Origin of the sequence: Flavobacterium aestuarii (assembly GCF_040049115.1) — a bacterium.
GTDB classification, from domain to species: Bacteria; Bacteroidota; Bacteroidia; order Flavobacteriales; family Flavobacteriaceae; genus Flavobacterium; species Flavobacterium aestuarii.
In genome coordinates, this window is sequence record NZ_JBDLZZ010000017.1 from 1 (window position 1) to 18913 (window position 18913).

At 33.7% G+C, this 18913-nt stretch carries 17 protein-coding genes and 1 pseudogene; 6 read left to right on the forward strand and 12 right to left on the reverse strand.

Annotated features, from left to right (window positions below):
* Positions 1 to 179: 179 nt before the first annotated feature.
* The 8 genes and pseudogenes from ABEG11_RS15595 to ABEG11_RS15630 form a co-directional block, all read right to left on the reverse strand.
* A pseudogene (locus ABEG11_RS15595) lies at positions 180 to 296 on the reverse strand (transposase); the annotation flags it as partial.
* Between the two features lie 139 nt (positions 297 to 435).
* Positions 436 to 1383 (reverse strand): MASE1 domain-containing protein, encoded by a 948-nt coding sequence (locus ABEG11_RS15600; RefSeq protein WP_348825106.1) that lies wholly within the window; start codon positions 1381 to 1383, stop codon positions 436 to 438.
* A 214-nt stretch (positions 1384 to 1597) separates the two neighbouring features.
* Positions 1598 to 2410, reverse strand: a complete 813-nt coding sequence (locus ABEG11_RS15605) for a hypothetical protein (protein WP_348825107.1) — start codon at positions 2408 to 2410, stop codon at positions 1598 to 1600.
* A gap of 190 nt (positions 2411 to 2600) precedes the next feature.
* Positions 2601 to 3782 carry a pYEATS domain-containing protein gene (locus ABEG11_RS15610; RefSeq protein WP_348825108.1) on the reverse strand — a complete coding sequence of 394 codons (1182 nt, stop codon included), beginning with the start codon at positions 3780 to 3782 and terminating at the stop codon, positions 2601 to 2603.
* A 307-nt stretch (positions 3783 to 4089) separates the two neighbouring features.
* The gene (gene htpG, locus ABEG11_RS15615; RefSeq protein ID WP_348825109.1) at positions 4090 to 5976 is read right to left on the reverse strand and encodes a molecular chaperone HtpG; all 1887 of its coding nucleotides are present in this window, start codon (positions 5974 to 5976) and stop codon (positions 4090 to 4092) included.
* A 386-nt stretch (positions 5977 to 6362) separates the two neighbouring features.
* A complete protein-coding gene (locus ABEG11_RS15620) occupies positions 6363 to 6656 on the reverse strand; it encodes a hypothetical protein (protein WP_348825110.1) in 294 nt (97 codons plus the stop codon).
* Positions 6657 to 6824: 168 nt separating this feature from the next.
* Positions 6825 to 7175: a type II toxin-antitoxin system PemK/MazF family toxin gene (locus tag ABEG11_RS15625; RefSeq protein WP_348825111.1), complete on the reverse strand. Its 351-nt coding sequence runs from the start codon at positions 7173 to 7175 to the stop codon at positions 6825 to 6827.
* On the reverse strand, positions 7175 to 7597 hold the full coding sequence (locus tag ABEG11_RS15630; RefSeq protein WP_348825112.1) for a hypothetical protein: 423 nt from the start codon (positions 7595 to 7597) through the stop codon (positions 7175 to 7177). Before ABEG11_RS15630 ends, ABEG11_RS15625 begins: the two co-directional genes overlap by 1 nt.
* Before the next feature lie 191 nt (positions 7598 to 7788).
* On the opposite strand from ABEG11_RS15630, the gene ABEG11_RS15635 reads away from it, so the two are divergent.
* The 5 genes from ABEG11_RS15635 (at position 7789) to ABEG11_RS15655 (ending at position 11648) form a co-directional block, all read left to right on the forward strand.
* Positions 7789 to 7914, forward strand: a complete 126-nt coding sequence (locus ABEG11_RS15635) for a hypothetical protein (protein ID WP_348825113.1) — start codon at positions 7789 to 7791, stop codon at positions 7912 to 7914.
* A 300-nt stretch (positions 7915 to 8214) separates the two neighbouring features.
* Positions 8215 to 8727, forward strand: coding sequence for a lipocalin family protein (locus tag ABEG11_RS15640; protein ID WP_348825114.1), 513 nt, complete (start codon positions 8215 to 8217; stop codon positions 8725 to 8727).
* A gap of 14 nt (positions 8728 to 8741) precedes the next feature.
* Positions 8742 to 9425, forward strand: coding sequence for a YiaD family glycine zipper/OmpA-like lipoprotein (locus ABEG11_RS15645; RefSeq protein WP_348825115.1), 684 nt, complete (start codon positions 8742 to 8744; stop codon positions 9423 to 9425).
* Positions 9426 to 9557: 132 nt separating this feature from the next.
* The gene (locus ABEG11_RS15650; protein ID WP_348825116.1) at positions 9558 to 10502 is read left to right on the forward strand and encodes an ABC transporter ATP-binding protein; all 945 of its coding nucleotides are present in this window, start codon (positions 9558 to 9560) and stop codon (positions 10500 to 10502) included.
* A 138-nt stretch (positions 10503 to 10640) separates the two neighbouring features.
* Complete coding sequence (locus ABEG11_RS15655; RefSeq protein ID WP_348825117.1) at positions 10641 to 11648, forward strand: 3-oxoacyl-ACP synthase III family protein; 1008 nt, start codon at positions 10641 to 10643, stop codon at positions 11646 to 11648.
* 325 nt (positions 11649 to 11973) lie between these two features.
* Here ABEG11_RS15655 and ABEG11_RS15660 read toward each other — a convergent pair whose 3' ends face one another.
* On the reverse strand, positions 11974 to 14340 hold the full coding sequence (locus ABEG11_RS15660) for a TonB-dependent receptor (RefSeq protein ID WP_348825118.1): 2367 nt from the start codon (positions 14338 to 14340) through the stop codon (positions 11974 to 11976).
* Between the two features lie 321 nt (positions 14341 to 14661).
* Here ABEG11_RS15660 and argS point away from each other — a divergent pair, with 321 nt between their 5' ends.
* Positions 14662 to 16440 carry an arginine--tRNA ligase gene (argS, locus tag ABEG11_RS15665; RefSeq protein ID WP_348825119.1) on the forward strand — a complete coding sequence of 593 codons (1779 nt, stop codon included), beginning with the start codon at positions 14662 to 14664 and terminating at the stop codon, positions 16438 to 16440.
* A 115-nt stretch (positions 16441 to 16555) separates the two neighbouring features.
* Here argS and ABEG11_RS15670 read toward each other — a convergent pair whose 3' ends face one another.
* The 3 genes from ABEG11_RS15670 to ABEG11_RS15680 all read right to left on the reverse strand — a co-directional run bounded on the left by ABEG11_RS15670 (position 16556) and on the right by ABEG11_RS15680 (position 18881).
* The gene (locus tag ABEG11_RS15670; protein ID WP_348825120.1) at positions 16556 to 17110 is read right to left on the reverse strand and encodes a hypothetical protein; all 555 of its coding nucleotides are present in this window, start codon (positions 17108 to 17110) and stop codon (positions 16556 to 16558) included.
* A 499-nt stretch (positions 17111 to 17609) separates the two neighbouring features.
* Entirely contained in the window at positions 17610 to 17954 is a 345-nt protein-coding gene (locus ABEG11_RS15675) for a DUF6686 family protein (protein ID WP_348825121.1), read from the reverse strand.
* Between the two features lie 15 nt (positions 17955 to 17969).
* Complete coding sequence (locus tag ABEG11_RS15680; protein ID WP_348825122.1) at positions 17970 to 18881, reverse strand: DUF6607 family protein; 912 nt, start codon at positions 18879 to 18881, stop codon at positions 17970 to 17972.
* Between the last annotated feature and the right edge of the window lie 32 nt (positions 18882 to 18913).

Here is an 18913-nt window from a genome sequence, read left to right on the forward strand (position 1 = left end):
TGGTAGACACGCTGGACTTAAAATCCAGTGAACAGCAATGTTCGTGCGGGTTCAAGTCCCGCTCTGAGTACAAAAAAAGCTTCATTTGGCTATGCTAAATGAAGCTTTTTTGTTTAGACCGGATCGGTGCAAAACCTGAGATCAAGAACAAAAGGGGGATCAAGAACAAAAGTTGGGGATTAGGCAAAAAGATTTGATAATCTGAAGAGAAAAAAATCTATTTTCCTCACTCCCCTGAACTGGCTTCTAAAAGCCTTTATTTTTGCATTGAAAGATTCCGCAGAAGCATTGGTGGATCAAGTGCAAGACCTGAGGATTAAGCAAAAAGATTGCATAATATCTGAAGAGTATGAAATCTACTTTCCTCACTCCGCTGAATTGGTTTCTATAAGCTTTTGTTTTTAAGTTGAAATCCTTTATAAGAAAGCTTAGCTTTTATAGTTTGGATGTTTCTAGTTTTTGGTGGAGGTAATCGGAATAATAGCCAGATAATATTAAGGCAATCACAGTTGCGAAACCAAAAAACGGATTTATATTAATTAATGAATCGTCAGAATTAACAACAACAAATGATCCATAACCGAGATATCCATATATCGATGATAAAAGTGCAAACATGGAAGCTAAAATTGATACACCTCGGATCCTAAAACGAAATGTAGCCCACAATAGTATTAAGATGAACAGGTATTGATCGTCTGGATGGTCAAAAGCAATTAAAATACAAACCAAAATGGTTGCCAATCCAAGCAAAATGGCTTCAATAAGAGAAGTTGCAATAATTTTTATATGATGACGGTAGAACCAAGATATTAAAAAGGGAGCAATTAGTATAGTACCTATTAATTCTCCTTTCCAAAGAGTTATCCAATTTGATATGAAATGATTGGGTGTACTTAATCCCCAAAATGAAATGGCAGCAACACATAATAGGGAACAAATGGCACAATATAATGTGCTGATTGCTAAAAATGATATTACCGAAGAACCTTTTTTTAAAGGGTATTCGCCTTTGTTTATTAAATTAATTAAATAAGCGCTGATTGTGACTCCGATTGCCACTCCTGTAGCTACAGATGCTGATGATAATATGGTTTCCAGCAAGGATTTGTCCAGCATTTTGCATACGTCCCAAAAGGAAAACATATTTGCTACAAATGATCCTGCCCAAACGCCTGCTATAGCTTTTCGGCCTATTATTAATACTGCAGCTAATGCAAATCCAACGTCAGGAAAAATAGGAGAAAGGTTATCAGGTGAAACCGTTATTCTGAAACTTAAAAAAGCCAGTACATTGAAAGCAAATGCAACCAGAATAATTTTAAACAGTGAAGATTTTAAAAAAAATGGTGTATAATAATCATTTATGTCTAACTTGTACATAGTGAGTTTTTTTAATGTTATTCTTTTGAAAGGTGAGAATCATTTTAACAAATTTAATATTTAAATTTTAAATGTTATTTTATTTTGAATTTAATTCTTATTGAGAAAAAGCAGCTTTTATTTAATTTGGGAAATAATTCATATTTGTTTTTGTATTGGCCATAAAAAAAGAGACTGTTTTTTAGCAGTCTCTTCACTCTTTTATAAATATTTTTTACATGTTAAAAGGAAATACTATTCCGTTTTGCGTATATGTGGCGTTATTATCACAGTCACCATTACCATAATCAATCGTACCGGTCAAAAGGGTACTTTCTACTTTTAGTTTGCCTTTTGAAACATAATTACATGAATATTTTTTAACTAGTGTTTCTAAAACAGTTAATGTAATTTGGGCTCCATTCTTTTTTGTGACAGTATGGGTTCCTTCTATCATTTCATATGTATTGTCTCCTAAGGTTAAACTAGAAACTCCTTCTGTTTGTTTTATAGTATGAGTGCCAGAGTTTAAATATATTTCACCTTTAGTATCTGTAAATATTCCATTTGTTACTGTTCTTGTCCATTGAGGTGTATTTGCGCTTACAGTAGTGTTTTTATATTCGATTTTTCCTTCTACTTTGTTGCCATTAACATAATAGTTGTCTCTTTCTATTACCATAGTGCTTCCAGTTTCAGTGATAAAGTTAGAAAAAGTAATTTTTAATTTCCCTTTTTGAGTAATACCATTTTCAGAACAGCCAGCTCCAAAGTCTACATAAAATATTTTAGGGAAACTAGTTGTATTTGGATCCATTGTTATAGAGGCACATGATGTTGCAGCTGTTTTGCCCGTTTTTTTTGCAGTTAATTTTTCGAATGATATTTGAGTTCCAGTCTTAATATCTAATTCGTTAACTAAGTCAATAGATGCTGAGGCAATAATGGGGCTATTATCTGTTGCTGCCAAAGAATCTTCTTTAGTGCAGGAAAAAGTTGAAAAAAGTGTAATTGCGACTGCAGATAAAAATAACGAGCGGTTTTTCATAAATTTAAATTTTTGATTAAGTTTTTAATATTAGGGTAGCCAAATTTATTATTTTATATAAATTATTTATACTTAAGACTGTTAAAATTTTAAAGAATAGCTTTTTAAAAGCATATATTAAATTTAATCTGACAAATTAAAGTAATACTATTTGTGATATAAATATAAAGTATACAACTTGAATATTTGATTAATGCGTTTTAAAGTAGGTTGAAACATCGGGCAATTCGGCTAAATCAAGTTCTAGTTCGGTTGCGCCATTTTCTGCAAATGCTCCCACGGTAAAAGAGCCGTAGCTATAAAAGTTAAGTTCTGCGGATTGCTTATTTACCTGCACGAGTTTAAAAGGCGGATTACCAAATGTATTATGTAAAGCAAATAACACGTATTCTCCATCCTGTAAAGGATTGTTTTTTGAATTTGTTGAAACCACTTTTAAGTTAATTTTATACAATCCTTTGATTTCCTCAGTTACAGTTGCTTTTAATTCGCGTTCATTGTTTATTGCATTTGATTTCCATTGGCCTTTTTGAGGGTCTTCGGGATTTAGAATCAGGCCTTTGTGCAGTTTTAATTTGGCTTCGTCTATCATTTTGTTGATATCCGATTTTATATTTTCTTTCCCTTTAGCTTCGTCAGAGGTAATTATTTTTTGGACAGCAGTTTCAAAATCAGTGCTGGACATTGATGGTTCATTTACCTTTGTCATCAAAGATTTTGTCAGTTGTTCTTTTTCTTGAACCAGGCTTTGGGTCTGGATAATCTTTTTATCTTTCTGCTGGATTTCTTCTTTTATTTCATGAATTTTTTCATTTGCCATTTCCAGCTCTTTGCGAATCAAATTATCATCGGCATATTTATATTTATTTGATAAAACGAGCCGCATATAATTGTATCCAATATATAATCCTAAAAAGCCAAAATAGATTACTATTCCGATGCTGTATATGTTTAATAATTGTCCGTCGTATCTGGAAGATGCTCTTACATATTCGCCCAATGAAATTAAAAACCCAGGAATTTCTTTCAGGTTGACCAGTCCGAGGCCTACGATTATTTTCGTTAGCCAATCTGAGATTTCGACCAGACTATTGTTTAATGAATAATCACTCTCTTTTTCATTATTTCGCTTAGGCATGCCAAAGAGTGTTCCCAGGAAAAAAAAACTTATAAAAGCGGCGATTGCAAGAATAATTCCAATAAATAGAATTTTTCCACCCATTTCTGGAATTGTGATTGGAAAACCAACTACAGGAACCATTCCTGAAAAAAGTCCCATGTATAATGTAATCAGGATTGAAGTTTCGGCTTCTTTTACGGTTTTTTTTTCTTTTTTTAATTCTGTTTCATTTTGATTTTTGTTAGTTGACATATCTGTTAGGTTTAAATTAGAACTGTCTCAAATCGGCAATAAAAATAAATTCACATATCTTTTTTATAGACAGAATAGCGAAAATCAGAACTTCAGGGTAATAATAAGAGGCAAAATGTTAAAGATGGATTTTACTAAAAACTCAAATCGCTCACTTTAATATTTCTTAAATTTAATCAAAAAAGCAATATGAAATTAATGTACTTATTTATTTTTCAACCATATGGCTTTAATTTCAAATAAAAAACCCTGCAAAATATTATTTCTGCAGGGTCATTTTGTTAATTCTAAGTTTATATGTGCATCATTATTTTATCAGTTCAAAACTTCTTTTTACAAAAGCTGTCAATGCTTCTCCTTTTAATAAGTTCTGAGATAATTTTGCTAAATCCAACGCTTGTTTTACCAAGTTTTCCTGAGCTGATTTATCTGAATTGTTTAAGATGCTGGCAGCTAAATCTGAGTTGGTATTTACAACTAAGTTGTACATTTCGGGCATGTTGGCCATTCCAAACATACCGCCTCCGCCGGTTTGGCTCATTTCTTTCATTCTGCGCATAAATTCTGGCTGCGTAATGATAAATGGAGCTGCTTCGCTGTCTAAAGCTTCAAGCTGTACGGTATAAGTCTGTTTTGGGACGATAGTTTCAAGAACCGTTTTTAAGTTAGCTTTTTCTTCATCAGATAATTTAGAAATTGCCGCTTCTTCTTTTTTGATTAAATTATCAATATGGTCAGAGTCGACACGGACAAACTGCATACCGCTGTTATCACCTTCAATTTTTTGGATTAAATGCGAAATGATAGGAGAGTCCAATAATAAAACTTCATATCCTTTGTCTTTTGCAATTTCGATATACGAATGCTGTGCATCCTTATTTCCAGCGTATAAAACAACTAGTTTTCCGTCTTTATCTGTTTGTTTTTCTTTAATTTTTTCTTTTAATTCTTCAAGAGTAAAATAAGTATCATCAACAGTTGGGTACAATACAAAAGCTCCTGCTTTTTCGTAGAATTTATCTTCTGAAAGCATTCCGTATTCCAGAACAATTTTAATATCATTCCATTTTGATTCGAAATCAGCTCTGTTTTCGTTGAATAAAGATTTTAATTTATCAGCCACTTTACGGGTGATGTAGTTAGAAATTTTCTTAACTGCACCATCAGCCTGAAGTCCTGAACGCGAAACATTCAAAGGAATATCCGGCGAATCAACAACACCGCGAAGCATCATCAGGAATTCTGGAACAATTCCTTCAACATTATCTGTTACAAATACCTGATTTTGGTATAGCTGAATTTTATCTTTCTGAATCTGAAGATCACCGCTTAATTTAGGGAAGTATAAAATTCCAGTTAAATTGAATGGGTAATCTACATTCAAATGGATATGGAACAATGGTTCTTCGAACTGCATTGGATACATTTCGCGGTAGAAATTTTTATAGTCTTCATCCGATAAATCTGTTGGCTGTTTTGTCCAGGCTGGATTTGGGTTGTTTACTATATTATCTACTTCGATAGTTTCAGGAGTGTAATCTTCTGGAGCATCCTCAGGTTTTGGAAGCGTTTCTTTTTTAGTTCCAAATTTAATTGGAATAGGCATGAACTTATTGTATTTGTTCAATAAGCCAGAGATTTTAAATTCTTCCAGGAATTCTAATGAATCTTCGGCAATATGCAAAATGATTTCAGTTCCTCTGGTCGTTTTGTCAGCTGGTTCTAGTGTGAACTCTGGGCTTCCATCGCAAGTCCAGTGAGCAGCAGGTTCGTCTTTGTATGATTTGGTAATGATTTCTACTTTTTCTGCAACCATAAAAGCAGAATAGAAACCAAGTCCGAAGTGACCAATAATACCTGAATCTTTGGCAGAATCCTTGTACTTGTCCAAGAATTCCTCGGCACCAGAGAAAGCAACCTGATTGATGTATTTTTCTACTTCATCGGCAGTCATCCCTAATCCTTGATCGATGATGTGGATTTTTTTGCCTTCTTTGTCAATTTTAACTTCAATAATTGGATTACCATATTCAACATTCGCTTCTCCAATACTGGTTAGATGTTTTAATTTTAAAGTTGCATCCGTTCCGTTAGAAATTAATTCGCGCAGGAAAATTTCGTGATCACTGTATAAGAATTTCTTGATTAAGGGAAAGATGTTTTCAACCGAAACATTAATTTTACCTGTTGTCATATTTTTAAGTTATTTAATGGTTTTACAATCGGTAAAACTAACTTTCAAATAAGATACCAATTAACAGGAGTGTGACAAATTGTCGTAAGTGAGTTGTATAGTCTGTAGTTAAAATTGTTTTGGTTCTGGTGGGGATGCTGTTTTCGGATTTGCTAAAACATCTCTAATACAAGACCATTTTTAAATTAAGCCAAATGCCCAAATCCGTTAAGCTGTTAATGGCAGGACATTTGACATAAAGTTCTTATATACATTTCTAAAATATGCCAAATCAAAAAAAAACATTATTCCAGAATAAAATAGATAGCCTTGCCAATTAAAATATCTTTTCATCCGTTTACTATTTATGTGCATTGCTTCTTTAAAACCTTCAACTCCAGCTTTAATTAATTCAGGATGATTTCCAAGATCTGGATCTTTCCTTTGATAATGTCAAAATAACTGCTGTTTGCATATAACATACTAAGTACATATTTTAAAAATTTGAGGCCCAGAAAAATACTTATACTCCAGCAAATCACGGCAAAAGCTAATGGAATTAGTGTGACGTTTAATTCGTGTTTTTCAGTTTTATATATTGAAAATCCTATAGCTGATACAGAAATTGCAATAAGATAATAAACGTATTTCTCTTGCTTTTCTCTAAACTCTTGCTGAATATTAAATTGTATTTCACTCATTTGCCATTTTTTAGTTTTGTCTTACCATTAACGTGTTGCTGCTAGGCGATGTAGCAGGTTAAAAAGTCACTGTTTTTTGGAGTTTGAGCCAATCTCTCCAAGTACAAAATCATAGTTCAATTTAGCCATTTCCCGCTATATTGCTTAGTAGCTGTTGTGTGAGATTATTTATTGACTCAAAGCGGTAATTTCAATTCTGGATACAAGTCTATCTACAGAAGATTTTTTCATTGAGTTTCTATTGCTATTGGTGATGATGTGTTCTCCTTTAACATTGACTACTAGATGACAGCGAGCTTGTGAAAATTTTCCATCACCTTTTTTAACTAACATATCATCAGTAATTTCAAAACTAAATTTATCTATTCTTGGAGAATGTGTTAGCATAACACAGATATACATTCCATCCTCTTGAAAAACATCCTCATTTGAAATAATTGCAAAAGGATGTGGTTTAGAAGATTCTTGATAAGGTAAATCAAGATACATCTCAATAATGTCTCCTCTATTAAATGCCATTAAGATGTAAATTTAGAGAGGTTTTGTATATTAATTTTTGAAATACCATTTAGTATTTCATTGGGTGTTTTTAAGACGGGAGTGTCTTTATATGTTATTTTGTGAAGAGTACTTTCAAATTTATATAAAGTTCGCAATAGATATTGAAATTTAGCACTTAATTTTTCATCTCCTAAATAATTATCCTCTTTAAGATTCTCATCAATTAAATAAAAATCATTAATAATTTTTTTAGTATTATTTAATAAAATACTTGCCTTTTCAATATCTAGTTCTTCGATGTGTTGAAATGAACCTTCAAGAGTCAAAATAAAAGTATCTAATTTGCGATTTAGTTTTCTTAAAACATTTTTTTTGACAAAAAAAAGCATCCCAAGAAAGAAACTATTGTGTTTAGTCTCTTTTACTATAGGCTCAGCCATTTGATTTATGTCTAATGTAAGTAACATAATTAAAATTAAATAGTTTTACAAAGTTACAACAAATTTTATTCCAAATAGATTTTTCTTTTGTATTCATTTCTATCGTGTTTTTAGCACATTGGTATCTGATAATCTCCCATGACGTTTGGTCGCTTGGTGTAGAAGCGGGGAATGTAATTTACAAGACCCTAATGAGCTACACCACAACGGGACTTAGCATCTGGGAAACCAGCGATGTGGCCAAGTATAATGATTATGTTATTTATAATACCGTGACTGGGGAAACTCCCGAGGCCGTTGCACAGCCTATAGTTTAAAATATCATTTTTAGTACCAACAGCACTGCATAGCCGGTGCTTTTTTTATTTCTAATGGCATTTTGTAAAAACAGTAAACACTTGTTGCTGGCTTTGAATTATGACCTTTGTAAATAGCTGTTTTTAGAGAACCTTGTATTGCATAAAGTTCGGCATTCCTTTGAAATTAACATGCTGATTGTTTTATAGAAATACCACATTATTTTCATCTGCCGTAAGCAAATTATATAAATAAAAAAATAATGGTAAATGAAATTGATACGTATCTTTGTATTAAAATTAATTTTAAAATAGAAAAAAATGAGAAAAATTCTTTTAGTATGCATTATGGCCACTATGGTCTTTGCCTGTAAGTCGGGATCTAAAGCACCTGCTACACCAGAACCAGTATCTAATGCTCCTGCAACAAAATTAGATAAAACTTCGCAAGTTGGTATCAAAGGAGATTGGCAGATTGTAAGCGTGAATTATCCAGGATCAGACTATATCAAAGTAAACTCTTTTAACCTTGCTGATTCGAAATGTTTTATTGGAAGCACTTGGCATTTTATTTCAAATAATAACAAAGGAAACTTGACGTTGAATAGTCCTAACTGTACTGCCTTTACATCTGCAATTACTTGGTATATTAATAAAGAAGGACAGTTTGTCTTGAAAATATTAGATGAGGGATTAAAATCTAAAAACGTTAAAACAGGTTTTGTTTTGGCAGTAAGAAATCAATCAGAAACTTCATTTGAATTGGTCGATAAAATAAATGTTGGCAGCAATCCAACAGATGTAGTTTACCAATTTCAAAAAATTAACCAATAGATAAATTAATAAAGATGAAAAAAATAACAACGATAGGATTAAGCGGTTTATTGATGCTGAGTATGCTTTTTACAGGATGTGAGGCTACAAAAAATGCTAATAACACTCAAAAAGGCGCTGGAATTGGCGTTATTGCCGGTGGGGTTCTTGGAGCCGTTATTGGAAACAATACTAAACTGGGAACTGCTGCAGGTGCTGCCATTGGAGCTGCTGTGGGTGGCGGGACTGGAGCCTTGATAGGAAACAGCATGGATAAACAAGCCCGTGAAATTGATCAGGCTCTGCCAGGGGCTGATGTAGAAAGAGTAGGTGAAGGAATTCATTTAACATTAAACGAAAATGCAGTTCGTTTTGATGTAAATAAATCTACTTTGACCGCTCAGGCAAAAGCTAATCTGGATAAATTAGTGCCAGTATTTAATTCGTATGCCGATACCAATATTGATATATTTGGTTATACAGATAATACAGGCAAGCCGGAATATAATCTTACACTTTCGCAAAAAAGAGCCGAATCGGTAAAAACTTATCTGGTATCAAAAGGTTTAGCAGCCAGCCGTTTTAAAACATCAGGTTACGGAATTGCAGACCCAATTGCATCAAATGACACTAAAGAGGGACAAAGCCAAAACCGCCGTGTAGAGTTTGCAATTACTGCAAATGCAAAAATGATCGAAGATGCTAAAAAGAAACAATAGGGATTAATTTTCCCATTACTATAAAAACTGCTTTATCATAAAGCAGTTTTTTTTTGGATATAAATTAATTATGTGTCTATTTTTTTTGCTAAAGAAACTATCTTTGTTATCCTAAATTTTTAATAATATAGAATGCTTCAAGTTCAAAATATTTCATTCGGCTATACCGAAAAAATCATTATTCAGAATGTAGATTTCACCGTTGCCAAAGGACAGAATATTTCAATTCTTGGTGAAAGCGGCTGTGGAAAGAGTACGCTTTTAAAACTGATTTATGGAATGTACGACTTAAATGAGGGGCGTATTTTATATAATGATACCGAGATCCGGGGGCCAAAATATAATTTGATCCCAGGGATGCCTTTTATGAAGTACTTGGCACAGGATTTTGATTTGATGCCTTATGAAACCGTTGCAGAAAACGTAGGCAAGTTTTTGTCTAATGGTTTTTTGCCATTAAAAAAACTGCGTATTCAGGAACTGCTGGAAATGGTCGAAATGACAGAGTTTGCCAATGTAAAGGCTAAATTATTGAGTGGCGGACAGCAGCAGCGTGTGGCGCTGGCAAGAGTTTTGGCATTGGAACCAGAGGTATTGCTACTGGATGAACCTTTCAGCCATATTGATAATTTTAGAAAAAATGCACTTCGAAGAAATCTTTTTGCTTATTTAAAGAAAAAAGAAATCACCTGCTTTATTGCAACCCACGATAGTGTTGATGCGCTGTCTTTCTCTGACGAAACCATTGTTTTGTATCAGGGGAGAATTATGGAAAAAGGTCCATCTGCCGATGTTTATAAATATCCTTTGAATAAATATGTAGCTTCACTTTTTGGTGAAGTGAATGAGCTGAAGTTATCCCAGCTAATGCCGATTGATGGAGAAGATGAAATAATTTTGTTATACCCGCATCAGTTAAAAGTGGATCCGAACGGTTCTATAAAAGTGGTGGTAAAAGAATCTTTTTTTAAAGGAAGCCGTTTTTTAATAAAAGCTGTTTTCGACAGAAGGGTTATTTTCTTTGAGCATGAAACTGCTTTGGTATTCAATCAGGAGGTGATCTTAAAAATCATTTAAAAAAAGACAATAAGACAGCGTAAACAAAAAATAAACGCTGAATAAAACTGATAATATCTAAAAAAATACGATATTGTATTCTGATTTTTTAGAAGATGTTCGAATCAGATGTCTTGATTTTAATAAAAACGATAAACTATGTACCATTCAAAAATAACGGGATTGGGGTATTATGTCCCGGATAATGTAGTTACCAATGACGATTTGTCTAAAATCATTGATACCAATGATGAATGGATTCAGGAAAGAACAGGAATCCAGGAAAGAAGACATATCATTAGAGGCGAAGATACCACTACTTCAATGGGAGTTAAGGCTGCCAAAATTGCAATCGAGCGATCAGGTGTTGCCAATGAGGATATAGATTTTGTCATATTTGCTACACTTAGTCCCGATTACTATTTTCCTGGTCCGGGTGTTTTGGTACAGCGTGATTTAGGTTTGAGAACCGTTGGTGCGTTAGATGTAAGAAATCAATGTTCCGGTTTTGTATACGCCATTTCAATCGCTGATCAGTATATTAAAACTGGAATGTACAAAAATATCCTGGTTATTGGCTCAGAGGTACATTCTACAGGATTGGATATGACGACAAGAGGAAGAGGGGTTTCGGTTATATTTGGAGATGGGGCAGGAGCTGCGGTTTTGAGCAGAGAAGAGGATCTATCTAAAGGAATTCTATCTACTCACTTGCATGCCGAAGGACAGCATGCCGAAGAATTAGCTCTTCAGGCTCCAGGAATGGGAGCGCGCTGGGTTACTGATATTATTGCAGATAACGACCCAAATGACGAAAGTTATTTCCCTTATATGAATGGTCAATTCGTGTTTAAAAACGCTGTAGTTCGTTTTGCCGAAGTGATCAATGAAGGTTTAGAAGCAAATAATCTGCAGGTTGCGGATATTGATATGCTTATTCCGCATCAGGCCAATTTGAGGATTTCTCAATTTATTCAGAATAAATTCAAGCTTTCAGACGATCAGGTATATAATAATATTCAGAAATACGGAAACACAACCGCTGCATCTATTCCAATTGCTTTGACTGAAGCTTGGGAGAAAGGAAAAATAAAATCAGGAGATACTGTGGTTCTGGCCGCTTTCGGAAGCGGGTTTACCTGGGCTAGTGCGATTATAAAATGGTAGTTTTTTTGTTATAGGTTATTTAATTCTAAAACAACAGCATCTAAAAACATTATTAAACATATAAGCCATATAAGTTTAATTTGAGAGTAAGATCAAGTAAAATCATTAGTTCACATAATGTAATTTTATCTTACAGCGAGGGTTTTTCCGCTTATATTCTCTTTATGTTAAGTAGATGAACTAGCTTTTTTTTTAGCTTTGATGACTTATATGTTTAAAAAATTTGACTATTTGAACGACTAATGACTAAACATAAGAAACCCCAGAGTTGGCATTCTCTGGGGTTTCTTCTTTTGTAACCAATTCTAATATTAAAACTAATTTTTTAGAAACCGCCACTTCCCTGGGTTTCGTTTTTATCTCTTTCTTTTCTTTGAATCGCTTTGTTTTTTCCTGCTCCAAAACGGTAATTGAACCCTAAATAAGCCGTTTGGCTTTCCCAGTGAAATTCGCCTGTTTGTACTTTTGGTTTTGTGGCATCAAATGCAAAATGCATGCTGTCGAATAAATCGCTTACTCTCGCAGTTATCGTTCCGCTGCCTTTCAGTACGGTAAGGCTAGAACCTGCATCAACTCTCCACATTGGTTTTCTCAGGAATTGCAAGCTTAAATCTTCTCCTCGGTACATACCCGTTAATTGAAAACGTAAATTTTTATTAGCTTTAAAAGTGTTGCTGATACGGGAATTGAAGGTCGTAACATCTACTTCTATATAATCAGTTTCTACGTATCCTTTGGTTTTTTTGTTATACATGTCAAAGCTGATATTGGCAGTGTACCATTTTGTGAAATCCAGATTTCCAGAAAGTTCCACTCCGTAAGCGTTGTTGTCGCCTATATTGGCATACGACAAAATCTGTCTTTCGGCATTGTTTGGATTTTCAAAAACCGTTCTTGAAATTTCGTCATTAATCTGACGGTAAAAAACGCCTGAAGTAATAGAACCTATTTTGGTTTTTCGGGTATAATTCAGCTCTACTGAATTCGTAAATTGTGGGGACAGATTAGGGTTTCCTTCGGAATCTATCAAAGGCGTGCTCCATTGGCGGATTGGATTTACCTGATCTATACTAGGTCTGTCTACACGCTTGGAAACACTGAAATTGAAAGAGTCATTGTCGTTTGGTGTATAGGTTACAAAACCAGATGGATATACAGTGAATAAATCATCATCAAAAGTTCCATCAGCTTCGTTTACTTTTTTGAATAATGCATCGGCGGTGTATTTTTCAAAACGGGCACCCACCTGAGCATTCCATTTTTTCCATTGTTTGGCAATGGTGGTATAGGCTGAATAAATTTTTCTGTCGTAATTAAAATTGGAATTATAGGCGCCGTCTTTCAGAAAATTATTTTTAGTGTTTTCAATACGGGTTTCCAGCCCGGCTTCCAGTTTGACAGTTTCGGTCAAAGGATTTACATAATCCAGATTCAGTAAGATATTTTCGCCTTTATTAGTTATATCGTTTAATGCTGAAGGATTTGTAAATGAACTGTTTTCTTCATTATCATTATTGCTGTAATTCCCTTCAAATTCAAGCGTATGCCCTTCTTTTTTGAAATTTTTCTTGTAATCAAGATTATAGGTTTGCGTATAGTTGCTGTTTTTGCTGTCAAATAATTGATTGATGCGTTTTGAAAGGTCAATCTCGTTAGGAGCCGAAAGATTTGGAAAATCTACAATGACTTCTGAATGCCCTTTTTCATTATTGATATTTTGTGTAGTATAGACAGAAATAGTATTGGAATCATTTAAATAAAAATCAAGTCCCACTTTGGCTAAATGCGAAGTGTTGTCATCAGTGAAATCAAACTTTTGAATATTCTCTTGAATTCCTTTGTCATCAAATGTTTCTATTTGTCCGTGATTGTGATGCTTTCCGTTAGTTAAGCCATAATTACCATACATATTCACTTTTCCATTGCGGTAATTCATGTCAACAGAAGAATTTGATTTTGGGGTTTCTCCAATAGTAACTCCTGTGTTTGCGCTTCCGTTAAAACCAATTTTAGCATTTTTGTTCAAAACAATATTGATAATACCGCTCATTCCTTCTGGATTGTACTTGGCTGATGGATTGGTAATTAATTCAATCTGTTTGATGGAAGTTGATGGAATCTGCTGTAAAAGCTGGGAAGCACTAACTGTAGTTGGTTTTCCGTCCACAAATACCCTTACATTTGAATTTCCTCTAAGGCTCACCGCATTGGTCTGTGGATCAACGCTTACAGAGGGAATGTTGTTCAGGATTTCCGAAGCTGTTGCTCCTGCGCTCAATAAATCTTTGCCTACGTTGATTACTTTTCGGTCTGTCTTCTGTTCGATTAGCGAATGTTCTTTAACAATGTCAACTGACTGAAGTTCTGTGGCTTCCTCTTCCAGAAGAATTTCGATTGAAGAATTTTTTCTTGCCGAACTTAATTCGAATGTAGTGGAATATTTTTTATATCCGATGAATTCTACTTCCAGAGTAAATTTTTTCAGTTCTAAGTTTTTTATTAAAAATGAGCCGTTTTCGTCAGCTACAATTCCGGTAATTACTTTTTCGGCATCTTTTATTACTATCGAAGCGTATTGAACCGGCTGTCTGGTCGCTTTATTTGTCACTTTGCCCGAAAGGACTCCCGGGTTTTCTGCCTTTGTAATTCCCACAAAACTCAATAGGAAAAACATTAATAGTTTAATTTTCATGATTTGTTTTTTGATTAATGATTTTGATTGATGATTGCAAATAAGACTGTTTTGTCTTTGTTTTGTAACACTATTTTTGAAAAAAAATAAATCTTTGTTTCGAATCGTATTGATAAACTTTGATTATTAAAGGTTTGGCATCTGATTTTTTTTTCTTGAAATAGCATGTTTTTGAATTGTTTTAGACTTTTTTCACCTGTTATTGGATACTATTTTACGGTAACGTTTTTAAAAAGGCAGTCTCAAACAGAATGTAGTTATTCACTTTCGCTATTTGGCGAATAAGCCTTATATTTGCACACTTAAAAAAATAATCAAAAGATGTCATTATCCAATATTCTTACCCCATCGATAGAAAAAGCAATTCAGACTTTGTTTGACGTAACCATTGATAAAATTGAGTTTCAAGCTACCCGCAAAGAGTTTGAAGGCGATATTACTATGGTGATTTTTCCATTATTGAAAGTGGTAAAAAGTAATCCTGTAGAATTAGGAAACAAAATTGGAAACTATTTAGTAGAAAATGTTTCAGAAGTAGCCCGTTTTAATGTAGTTTCAGGATTTTTGAATATTGTGATTGCTGACAGCTATTATCTGAATTTCTTCAATGGAATCAGAAGTACTGATAAATTCGGATTTGTAACGCCTTCGGCAGATGATAAAGCGGTGATGGTTGAATATTCTTCGCCAAACACCAATAAACCGTTACACTTAGGACACGTTCGTAATAACCTTTTAGGATATTCGGTTGCTGAAATTATTAAAGCTTCGGGCAAAAAAGTATATAAAACACAGATCATCAACGACAGAGGAATTCATATCTGCAAGTCAATGCTGGCCTGGCAAAAATTTGGTAACGGAGAAACTCCTGAATCTACAGGTTTGAAAGGCGATAAATTGGTTGGTAATTATTATGTAGCTTTTGATAAAGCATACAAAGAAGAAATTAATCAATTAATTTCAGAAGGAAAAACTGAAGACGAAGCCAAAAAACAGGCACCAATCATTCTGGAAGCACAGCAGATGCTTTTGGATTGGGAAGCTGGAAAACCAGAAGTTATCGAGCTTTGGAAAAAGATGAACCAATGGGTTTATGACGGCTTTGGAACAACCTATAAAAACCTAGGGGTTGATTTTGACAGTTATTATTACGAAAGCAATACTTATTTGTTAGGCAAAGATGTCGTTCAGGTAGGGTTAGATAAAGGGATTTTTGAAAAAGACCCTGACGGTTCGGTTTGGATTGATTTGACTGACGAAGGATTGGATCGTAAAATTGTATTGCGTTCAGACGGAACTGCCGTTTATATGACTCAGGATATTGGAACTGCAATCCAGCGTGTAAAAGATATGCCAGACGTTGGCGGAATGGTTTACACAGTAGGGAATGAGCAGGATTATCACTTCAAAGTATTGTTCTTGATTCTTAAAAAATTAGGTTTTGACTGGGCTTCGAATCTTTTCCATTTATCATACGGAATGGTGGATCTGCCTTCAGGGAAAATGAAATCGAGAGAAGGAACCGTTGTGGATGCCGATGATTTGATGAATGAAATGACCAGCACAGCTCAAAAAATTTCTGAAGATTTAGGAAAACTGGACGGTTATTCTGCAGATGAAAAAGCAAAATTATTCAATACAATTGGTCTTGGAGCGCTTAAATATTATATTCTGAAAGTGGATCCAAAGAAAAGAATTCTGTTTAATCCAGAAGAATCGGTTGATTTTGCTGGAAATACAGGGCCTTTCATTCAATATACTTATGCCAGAATTCAGTCCATTTTAAGAAAAGCCGATTTTGATTTGAATGCTGCGTCAGGCGTTGCTGAGGTTCACGAAAAGGAAAAAGAGCTGATAAAACAGCTCGAATTATTCCCAGAAGTGATTCAGAATGCGGCCAACAACCACAGCCCAGCCTTGATTGCCAATTATACTTATGACTTGGTACGTGAGTACAATTCATTTTACCAGGCTGTTTCCATACTTGGGGAAACTGATTCAGCTAAAAAAACATTCAGAGTGCAGCTGTCTAAAAAAGTTGCCGATGTTATTGCTGATTCTTTTAGTTTATTAGGGATAAATGTTCCAGAGAGAATGTAATTTTTTTAAAAATAATAAAATAAAAGAGGCAGTCTATATTTGTAGACTGCCTCTTTTTTATTTGATAAGTATGGGATTTTAGTTTATATGAGAATTATTGGAATCATTTCAATTTTTAATTCATTGCCAATTCATTGTTTGTTTCAACAATTTTGCCTGTTGGGCTAATTTGGATATTTTTAGTTTGATTATCTTTTTTAAGTTTCAAATGGTATGTTTTTTTCAATATTGCTCCTTTTTGTTGAGAATATTCAAACTTGCTTTTTGTAATTGTCCAGTCTGGATACCACATAAAAACAAAACGCATTATTTCTCTTGGCAATTCTGCATTTGTATATTTTTCGTTAACCCTTACTAACACTCCGTTTTGATTGTAAGTTGCTGCTAAGAAACCTTTTTCGTTTTCTAAAGTCACTAAATATTCGTCGAAATTTTGGTACTCATTATTATCAATTTTATAGGAAATAAATTCGTTTTGAGTGTTTCTGATAACTGCATCAGGATTATTATCAGGAATGTATTTTGAAACATTTTTAGTGTGTGAAACTAATACTTCTGGTAATACTTTCATATTTATAGTTTCTTCGTTTTTATCTGCTGTTTTTTGGTCTTGTGAATACACTGCAGAAAAGAAGCTTAAGCAAAGGGAGAAGGTGATGATTGTTCTCATGATCTTGTATTTTTTATATTGTTTTTTATATTTTTTAAGGTTCTATTTTATATTATAAAGATACATTTATTTTTGAAATTACAAACTATTTTTTTTATTATATCAATAAAAAAATATTTGTTTTTTTATTGATATAATAATTGAATGTATTTATTTTAATTATAAATTGAATAATTATTTGTTTTTTAACATTAACGCGTTGTTTTAAAAAGCATCTTGCGGTAAACTGTAAAACATACGAAAACGTTTGATGGGAATTAATGTTAAAAGCGTAAAGTCGGACTTATTATCAGTCAGAAAACATGAAAAAAACAGTCACAAATTGTACAGAATGTATCGTATCAAAATATGTTTTTTTATGCCGGTTCTGCAGTAATTTGGAATTCCTTAAATGCAGCTTTTCAAGACAAATTAAATTTCACCAGATGCAGCTAAAAACAAAAAATCCGTCCTGTTTAATAAAAACGGGACGGATTGATTTTATGTGCTGCAATCTATGTCAATTTGAAATTATCTTATAACTGATTTCCATAGGTTTTAGAATTCTGTCTTCGCTGATACAATCTACCAAAAAACGTAATTCCTCGAGTTCTTTTCTATTTAACAAAATGATGAAATTGGATTGCAATGTTGGGATCGGAATCTTCTTTTCATAAATGGAATGTTTATATTCGGTTTCCCAATAGTCAATATCTATCTGTTCCAAGTAATTAGAAAAGCTAGTCATTTCTATACTATTCAAATCAAAAGTCAGATTGTTAAACAGTAATTGATACATATCTCTATGCTGGCAATGTAATAAAATGCCATTCGAGGTTCTGTTTAATACTTTTAGATTGCACATAATCGTAAATTTTTATTATTTGATTACAAAAGAATCAATGATAGCGTCAACTTCGGCCTGGGCAGCTGTTGGTTTTAAGTCGAATAAAAGAGAGAATAGCGATTTTTTGTTTACTTTGTTCTGCAAGGCTAGTTTTTTATTACTGCCATAAACTTTCTCCCATTTGCTTCTCACTTTTGCCCAAAGCTCTTTGTTGTTCTTCCACCAGTTTTGGGCCAATAAACATTTGCTGTCCTCCACTTTTGTATAAACATCAAATCCTTTTTCTTCGGCCAATAAATAATCATTTCCGTTTTCGTCTCTTATCAGTTTTTGATTATCCTGCTCATGATTCCAGCCAGTAGCGGTGATTTCGTGAATGTTTCTTCTTTTTAGAACGTTATAATCGTTGCGTTTAGTGTGTTCTCTTCTTGGGAGCGGAGCATCGGCAGTGTTCAGCCAATAGTTTTTCCCGTCTATATGTACCCAGCTCGAAGAACCTTCGTATCTTGGACTGTCATCTACCTGATATACTTTTTGAGACCATTGCCCTTTTACGTTTTTGGCTGTCAGTCTGTTGAATTTCCAGGTATTGTCCTTGTAAAAAGAGTACAAATCGGTGTTTTCGTAGAGCCAATCCTGTCTCCAGTGTTTTACAATATCGTTCTCTCCTTTCCCGACAATTAATAAATGCTGCATCGAGATTTTGTTAGGTTTGTCTTCCAGTAATTCTACCCATTCGAGAGCTGATTCATGTTTGGTTTCCGATGGTTTGTAGCTCGCCGAATCTTTTGGATATTTAAAAGTTTCGGTAAAGTTGAATTTCACTTCATAACAGCCACACATCGATTTGATAGCCTGAATGTCTTCTTTTTTTGAATCTTGCCCAAAGCTGATGAAGGCTGCAATCAGCATAATTACTGATAGATAGGTTCTTTTTGTCTTCATAATTAGATTTTAGTATTTAAAAATTTTGACAA